This is a genomic window from Jeotgalibacillus marinus, from assembly GCF_040801915.1.
In the GTDB taxonomy this organism is placed as follows: Bacteria; Bacillota; Bacilli; order Bacillales; family Jeotgalibacillaceae; genus Jeotgalibacillus; species Jeotgalibacillus marinus.
The window spans coordinates 1-998 of sequence record NZ_JBFMIA010000065.1; the positions used below are offsets into that span (position 1 = coordinate 1).

The 998-nt window shown below is 50.3% G+C and carries 1 protein-coding gene; it reads left to right on the forward strand.

Going from position 1 to position 998, the window contains the following annotated elements; translation table 11 throughout:
- Positions 1-998, forward strand: a 998-nt coding sequence (locus AB1471_RS16935) for an NAD(P)H-dependent flavin oxidoreductase (RefSeq protein WP_367780924.1), incomplete at both ends; no start/stop codon positions are given.

A 998-nucleotide genomic window follows, 5' to 3' on the forward strand; every position in this document is an offset into this window, starting at 1 on the left:
GCACCGATGGGAGGTGGCGCATCAACCCCCGAACTTGCATCTGCCGTATCAAAAGCTGGTGGTCTAGGGTTTCTAGCCGGAGGTTACAAGACGGCTGATGCAATGCGGCAAGAAATTATTGCTATACGGAAATTAACAGATGCCCCTTTCGGAGTAAATCTTTTCGTACCAGACAAAGGCACGTCCGTAGACGCTAAAGCCGTGTCTGATTACAAAGAACGGTTAAAGTCAGAGGCGGATCGACTTGGTGTAAGCTTAGGAGAGCCACTTGCAGACGACGATGATTGGGATGCTAAGCTTTCGATCATCACTGAACAGCGTGTACCGGTAGTAAGTTTTACGTTCGGCTGTCCGTCTCTTGAGATTATCGAGGCACTCAAGAACAATGGATCATTGGTCGTGGTAACAGTCACAACACCCCAAGAGGCGGTGATCGCAAAACAAGCTGGTGCAGACGCAATATGTGTGCAAGGGGTAGAAGCTGGCGCACATCGTGCATCGTTTGTCAACAAAGAACCCAATGAAGAAGATCGTAGTCTTTTGGTGCTGTTACGTCTTGTTCGTCAAGTCGTCGATACGCCAATAATCGCTGCTGGAGGCATCACGCACGGAAGCGATGTGGCTGCAATGTTGATGGCGGGAGCGTGTGCGGCACAATTGGGCACTGCTTTCTTACTTTGTCCGGAAAGTGGAACTCACCCCGTGCATAAAGCGGCTTTAACCGATCCGCAATTTAGCTCTACAACCGTTACCCGCGCCTTCACTGGCCGAAATGCACGCGGGTTAGTCAATCGTTTTATGTCCGATTACAATGCCGTAGCACCGATGGCCTATCCTCAGATCCACCATATGACGAAAACTATCCGAAAAGCCGCTGGGGAAACTAATGACCCTAACGCAATGTCCTTGTGGGCAGGTCAAGGCTATCCATTTGCCAAAGCAGTGCCTGCAGCTGAAATCGTCAATGAGCTAATGGCTCAGGCTAGACAAGGGCTAGA